The following is a 6753-nucleotide window of genomic DNA, read 5'->3' as shown; positions in this document are numbered from 1 at the left end:
GGGTGTGTAAGCGTTGTGAGGCGTTGAGCTAACCTGTACTAATTGCCCGTGAGGCTTAACCATACAACACCCAAGGGGTTTTGATGGACTCAATGAAAGAACATTGAATGTGTAAGAACGAGAATTAAGAAACAGCTTTCCGAATTATTCGATTTGCAAGCAAATCTCACCCTAAAGGGCCGCATTAAAGTGCGTTTGAATTTGCGAGCAAATTGATAAAGAATTTGCTTGGCGACCATAGCGTTTTGGACCCACCTGATTTCCATGCCGAACTCAGAAGTGAAACGAAATAGCGCCGATGGTAGTGTGGGGCTTCCCCATGTGAGAGTAGGACATCGCCAGGCTTTAAATTTGAAAAAGCCCACTCGAAAGAGTGGGCTTTTTTGCGTTTCTGGGTTTTGAAAATTACCTAAGCACTCAGAACTCAAAACATCTATCGTTAAGGTGTAATGTATTTACTCTCTGCCACTTTCCAAAATGCCTTCACTAATGGATTCTCTAACTGATTTTTGTTGCAGCAGACACCAAGTTCAAAAGGCTTAATTGGCAACACTTTTAAGCGATTTATCTTCTCTCTCACCGGGCTATTGTTGATCACGACATCAGGTGCGATACCTACACCGCATCCTAGTGCAACCATACTTACGATGGCTTCATGCCCTGACGTTTGCGCGTAGATATTCGGCTTTATTTTCATTTGTTTGAGCCAAGTATTGGCTCTATCTCTTGCTGTCCCTGCTTCTGGGAGAATGAATGGAATGACTGACCAGTTTGGTCTTTCTTTTTGTAGCTCCTCCGCAAATGAACTCACGCCGACAGGAGCGATGACAGAAAGCGGTATTTCACTGATCGTTTCAAATGCGATTTTGCTTGGCATCTGCTCAGATTTGGCTGAGATGGCAATATCGGCTTCATCTGCTAGAATTTTGTCGATCGCTTGAGCTGGATCGCCGGTTGATAGCTTAAATTCGATAAAAGGATGCTGCAGACGAAAATCAGAGATTAACTCTGGCAGGTGGCTGTAGCTTGCAGTAACCGAACAAAAGAGACGGATTTCTCCTTTCAACTCGTCCTCTGCTCCCTTTAGGTGACTTTGGTACTGCTGCCATTCGCCAAGAATTTTTAAGGCGACAGGAACCAGTTTTTTGCCTTGGCTCGTTAAATCAACACTGCGATTGTCCCGCAAAAATAATTGTTGGCCAGTTTCTTCCTCTAGCTTTTGTACTTGTCTGCTCAAGGCTGAAGGACTCACATGCATCGCTGCTGCGGTCTTAGCGAAACTTTTACTCTCACACAGATGAATAAAAAGTTGCAGGCTTTTGATATTCATTAAATCTTCATTTCCATGTTGCACAAATTGCAATAACTAATTGTGAATATATCACTTTAAGCAATTTAATGTCTGTTTTAGTATGAAGTTATTCGGTAAGGCAATTACCGACCTCAATGGAAGAATCTTAAAGGAGCACCCAGATGGCTAATTATTTCAATACCTTAAACTTGCGCGAGCAGTTGGACCAATTAGGTCGTTGTCGCTTTATGGACCGTAGCGAATTTGCTTCAGAAGCGGATTACTTAAAAGGCAAGAAAGTGGTCATCGTAGGTTGTGGTGCTCAAGGTCTTAACCAAGGTCTGAATATGCGTGACTCTGGTCTAGACGTTGCTTATGCGCTTCGCCAAGCAGCGATTGATGAGCAACGCCAGTCATTCAAAAACGCAAAAGACAACGGTTTTGAGGTAGGTAGCTACGAAACGCTAATTCCACAAGCTGACTTAGTAGTAAACCTTACTCCTGATAAGCAGCACACAAACGTTGTTGAGACGGTAATGCCGCTAATGAAAGAAGGCGCAGCGCTAGGTTACTCACACGGCTTCAACGTTGTTGAAGAGGGCATGCAAATCCGTAAAGACCTAACAGTAGTAATGGTTGCACCTAAGTGCCCGGGCACGGAAGTTCGTGAAGAGTACAAGCGTGGTTTCGGTGTTCCAACTCTTATCGCTGTTCACCCAGAGAACGACCCAAAAGGTGAAGGTTGGGATATCGCGAAAGCTTGGGCTGCAGCAACAGGTGGTCACCGTGCAGGCTGTCTAGAGTCTTCTTTTGTTGCAGAGGTGAAATCTGACCTAATGGGTGAGCAAACTATCCTTTGTGGCATGTTGCAGGCTGGCTCTATCGTATGTTACGAGAAGATGATTGCTGATGGTATCGATCCTGGCTACGCAGGCAAGCTTCTTCAATACGGTTGGGAAACCATCACTGAAGCACTGAAGTTTGGTGGTATCACTCACATGATGGATCGCCTAACGAACCCTGCAAAAGTGAAAGCATTTGAACTTTCTGAAGAGCTAAAAGAGCTGATGCGTCCGCTATACAACAAGCACATGGATGACATTATCACAGGTCACTTCTCTAGCACTATGATGGCTGACTGGGCAAACGACGATGCAAACCTACTAGGCTGGCGTGCAGAAACGGGTGAAACTGCTTTCGAAAACTACCCAGAAACTGACGTAGAAATTTCTGAGCAGGAGTACTTCGATAACGGTATCCTGATGGTTGCTATGGTTCGTGCGGGTGTTGAGCTAGCATTTGAAGCGATGACCGCTTCTGGCATCATCGATGAGTCTGCTTACTACGAGTCTCTACACGAGCTGCCACTTATCGCAAACACTATCGCACGTAAGCGTTTATACGAGATGAACGTGGTTATCTCTGATACGGCTGAATATGGTAACTACCTATTTGCTAATGTAGCAACGCCGCTACTGCGTGAAAAATTCATGCCTTCTGTTAGTACAGACGTCATTGGTAAAGGTCTAGGTGAAACTTCTAACCAAGTGGATAACGCGACTCTTATCGCTGTGAATGAAACAATCCGAAACCACCCTGTAGAATATATCGGTGAAGAACTACGTGGTTACATGACTGATATGAAGCGTATCGCGGTGGGCGGCTAAATTACTGGCCTTAAGGTTCCATTTCGGTGTCGAAGGTGCTCGTTTACTATCGTAAAGTCCGCGCCTTCTCCTAGAAATGAAACCTTAATACTGCGTAATTTACTTAGTCTCAAGTAACGCAGTAGATAAACTCCAGGCAGACTGGAGTGGTAAATACAAAATAAAACACAACATCTAATCAAAAGGCTTGGTCGCCGTTGACCAAGCCTTTTTGTTTTTAGCCGATTTATCTGCGCGCCGATAAGAAAAACGCTCCTTTGTGAGGAGCGTTTTAACACTTATTTTTCTGCAAGCTTCTCTTCAAGCTCCGCCAATTTCTGTTCCATTTCTGTCAGTTTTTGACGCGTGCGCAGTAAAACTTGAGTTTGAACATCAAACTCTTCGCGGCTTACTACATCTAGCTTATTCAGTTGGCCTTGGATTACTTGGCGAACCTTCTGATCAACATCAGAGCCCAACTCTTTTACAGGTTGAGGCATTGAGTCGTGAATCTGTTTAGCAATTTGCTCTAATTTCTTTGGGTCAAACATAGTGGCTAAAACTCCTTTTGATTTGCCCTCATTTTAAGTAAATGATACGTGAAAGTCGCCATTTAGATGGCAAAAAAGAGAGCGGCAATAAAAAAGGTCACCGAAGTGACCTTTTTGAATGCCTTAAAAGCTTATCTGTTATCCGCTAATTCACGGTGGGCTGCTTTCGCTTCATCAACTCGTGCCAATTTCTCCAAGTCTTTGTCTTCAACAAATACTGGCAGTGGTTTGTGTTTTTCTGCTAGGTAGCTGTAAATCACAGGTAGTACGAATAGTGTGAACAATGTACCAATTGCTAGACCAGCAACGATGACGATACCGATACTGAAACGTTGCGCGGCACCTGCACCTGTTGCGTACATCAGCGGGATAAGACCTGCGATCATCGCTGCGGTTGTCATTAGGATAGGGCGAAGACGCACTTTCGCAGCCTCCATCACCGCATCGATACGAGACAGTTTATTATGTAACTGCTCTTCTTTGGCTACTTCACAGATCAAGATACCGTGCTTGGTGATTAGGCCGACCAGCGTGATCAAACCAACTTGCGAGTAGATGTTCATTGAGGCCGTACCCCACGCCAACGCGATCAAGGCACCACATATTGCTAGCGGTACAGATACCATGATGACAATAGGGTCGCGGAGTGATTCAAATTGAATCGCCAGAACGAGGAAGATGATCGCAAGTGCAAGACCAAAGGTTGCATACAAGGCACTACCTTCCGTTACAAACTGACGAGATTCGCCCATGTAATCGTGGTTATAGCCTGCAGGCAGTTTGGTTTGCGCGATATTTTCAAACCAATTAACTGCATCTCCCATCGAGACACCAGGGCCAGTAACTGCACCTACAGTCGCTGAGTTTAACTGGTTGAAGTGTGGCAAAGAGCGAGGCTCGGCCACCACATCGATGGTAATCAGACTACCTAATGGAACCGCTTTACCATCTACAGAGCGTACATAGTAGTTCTTCATCGATTCTGGGTTTAGACGCCACTTACGCTCAACCTGAGGAATTACCTCATAAGAGCGGCCATTTAGGTCGATACGGTTGACATAGCCATCTGCCATCATAGTACTGAGGGTGATACCAATGTCTTGCATAGTCACACCGTAGGCACCCGCTTTGTCTTTATCGATCTTGATCTTCATCGTTGCAGAATCATATTTAAGATCCAGATCGGAATAGACAAACATTGGACTGCTTGCTACTTCTGACAGAATGTCATTTGCAACGGTAAACAAACTTTCAAAGTTGTTTGGTGTTGTAATTACGAACTGTACAGGAAGGCCTGAACCAGCACCTGGTAGCTCCGGCATTTCGTAGGCAGCAATAGACATTCCCGGAATGCTCGAAACAAGCCCACCAACACGCTGTTTGATTTCTGCTTGGCTCGCTTCTCGTTCGCCCCATGGTTTGAGTGTAGCTAAACCAAACGCTTGATTAGAATCCGGTACACCGTTAAATACCTGAGCGTATTCTACTTCTGGTTGATCAGAGAGAATCTTATTCACATCATCCATGGTGTTTTGGATGTAGTCCAAATTCGAATTCGATGGTGCGGTCCCTATGAGCACAACAACACCTTTATCTTCAGAAGGAGCTAGTTCACTAGGAATAAACTTGAATAAAACAGGTAGGCTTGCAAATACAATAATGGCAAATACGATCACCACTGGTCGGCTCGCCATTACTGCTTTTAACATATTTGCGTAGCGATTAGTCATGCCATCAAGGATATGGTGAACTTTTTGCTCAAACTTGCTCGGCTTTTCGTTCGCCTTCAGCATCTTTGAACACATCATAGGTGATAGCGTTAAAGCGATGATACCGGACACAAATACCGAACCTGCTAGCGTTAAAGCGAACTCTTTGAACAACGAGCCCGTAATACCGCCCATCAACGCGATTGGTGCGTATACCGCACCTAGCGTTAATGTCATCGCAATAACTGGCACAGCAATTTCGCGCGTACCAATGATTGCTGCACGGAATGGTGACTCGCCTTCTTTGATATGACGGTCCACGTTTTCTAGCACCACGATCGCGTCATCCACCACCAGGCCGATGGCAAGTACCATCGCTAGTAGTGTCATTAAGTTCCAAGAGAAGCCCATTGCCTGCATAACCATCGCCACACCAATCAAAGAGAGTGGAATAGTGACGATAGGAATGATGACCGCACGGAACGAACCTAGGAACAGTGTGATCACTACAAGTACGATAATTGCCGCTTCAAGAATCGTTTTCACTACTTCGTGAATTGACTCGTTGATCGCAATGGTAGAGTCGTACATCACGTTCATTTTGATGTTACTTGGTAAGTTGCGCTCAAGTTGAGGTAATAATTCAAGCACATCAGCAGCGATGTTGATTGGGTTGGCACTTGGCGCGGCGTTGATTGCAGCAACCACGGCTTCTTGGCCGTTTGCACTTGCACGGTAAACGTCGTGACTCTTCTCAAGTGTTACCTTGGCGATATCACCTAAGCGAATAACGTCCCCTTCACCCGTTTTTACGACCAACGCTTCAAGTTCAGCAACGTTTGATACCTGAGTATCCGCGCTACCGTTATAAAGCACGAACTCACCCGTCGCTTGACCCGTCGCAGATTGGTAGTTGTTGGCGTTAAGAACGCTCATCACATCCGTTGCAGTCAGCTTTAATGCGCCCATTTTTGCTGGATCTAGCCATACGCGCAGCGCGTATTTCATACCACCGTAAAGGTCGACTTTTGATACACCATTTACAGTGAATAGCTGTGGGTTGATTACACGCTCAAGGTAGTCGGTGATCTGGCTGGAAGACAACTCGTCACTGGTAAAACCAATATACAATACCGCGGTAGTTGAACCAGTCGACATCGTTACAGTCGGGTCTTCAGCTTCTTTTGGAAGCTGGGAACGTACCGAGTTAGTTTTCGCTAAGATGTCAGCCAATGCTGCGTTCGGGTCGGTATTCAACTTCATGTTGACGGTAATGGTTGATTTACCTAACACCGATTGCGAGGTCATATAATCAATATTATCGGCTTGCGCCACCGCTTGCTCCAATGGCTGAGTAATAAAGCCCTGGATCAAGTTGGCACTTGCACCGTAGTAACTGGTGGTCACGGTGACCACTGTATTCGTCATTTCAGGGTATTCACGAACTTGCATTTTGAACACGGCTTGCAAACCAAGCAATGCAATCAAAAAACTGATCGATACCGCTAAAACTGGACGTTTTATAAAAACATCTGTAAAGCGCATGATGCCTCCAA

4 protein-coding genes and 1 rRNA gene are annotated in these 6753 nt (G+C 45.3%); 2 read left to right on the top strand and 3 right to left on the bottom strand.

Annotated features, from left to right (window positions below):
- The first annotated feature begins 227 nt into the window (after positions 1-227).
- Positions 228-344: ribosomal RNA gene (gene rrf, locus NL645_RS17770) — 5S ribosomal RNA — on the top strand.
- Between the two features lie 95 nt (positions 345-439).
- Here rrf and ilvY read toward each other — a convergent pair.
- On the bottom strand, positions 440-1330 hold the full coding sequence (gene ilvY, locus NL645_RS17765; RefSeq protein WP_104971105.1) for an HTH-type transcriptional activator IlvY: 891 nt from the start codon (positions 1328-1330) through the stop codon (positions 440-442).
- A 143-nt stretch (positions 1331-1473) separates the two neighbouring features.
- Here ilvY and ilvC point away from each other — a divergent pair, with 143 nt between their 5' ends.
- Entirely contained in the window at positions 1474-2958 is a 1485-nt protein-coding gene (ilvC, locus tag NL645_RS17760; RefSeq protein ID WP_012841252.1) for a ketol-acid reductoisomerase, read from the top strand.
- A gap of 278 nt (positions 2959-3236) precedes the next feature.
- Here the strand turns inward: ilvC and NL645_RS17755 are convergent, their stop codons facing one another.
- Both NL645_RS17755 and vmeD read right to left on the bottom strand, forming a co-directional pair.
- Positions 3237-3488: an accessory factor UbiK family protein gene (locus NL645_RS17755; protein ID WP_005398178.1), complete on the bottom strand. Its 252-nt coding sequence runs from the start codon at positions 3486-3488 to the stop codon at positions 3237-3239.
- 131 nt (positions 3489-3619) lie between these two features.
- The gene (gene vmeD, locus NL645_RS17750) at positions 3620-6742 is read right to left on the bottom strand and encodes a multidrug efflux RND transporter permease subunit VmeD (protein ID WP_006743289.1); all 3123 of its coding nucleotides are present in this window, start codon (positions 6740-6742) and stop codon (positions 3620-3622) included.
- Between the last annotated feature and the right edge of the window lie 11 nt (positions 6743-6753).

Origin of the sequence: Vibrio sp. Y51_MX_L26 (genome assembly GCF_024181935.1) — a bacterium.
GTDB classification, from domain to species: domain Bacteria; phylum Pseudomonadota; class Gammaproteobacteria; order Enterobacterales; family Vibrionaceae; genus Vibrio; species Vibrio diabolicus.
The sequence above is the reverse complement of the archived record's forward strand: the minus strand, read 5'-3'. Positions and strand labels throughout refer to the sequence as shown.

What these genes read in the sequence shown, in the direction of transcription:
- ilvY (WP_104971105.1), bottom strand. Translation starts at nt 1,330, where the DNA reads ATGAATATCAAAAGCCTGCAACTTTTTATTCATCTGTGTGAGAGTAAA.
- ilvC (WP_012841252.1), top strand. Translation starts at nt 1,474, where the DNA reads ATGGCTAATTATTTCAATACCTTAAACTTGCGCGAGCAGTTGGACCAA.
- NL645_RS17755 (WP_005398178.1), bottom strand. Translation starts at nt 3,488, where the DNA reads ATGTTTGACCCAAAGAAATTAGAGCAAATTGCTAAACAGATTCACGAC.
- vmeD (WP_006743289.1), bottom strand. Translation starts at nt 6,742, where the DNA reads ATGCGCTTTACAGATGTTTTTATAAAACGTCCAGTTTTAGCGGTATCG.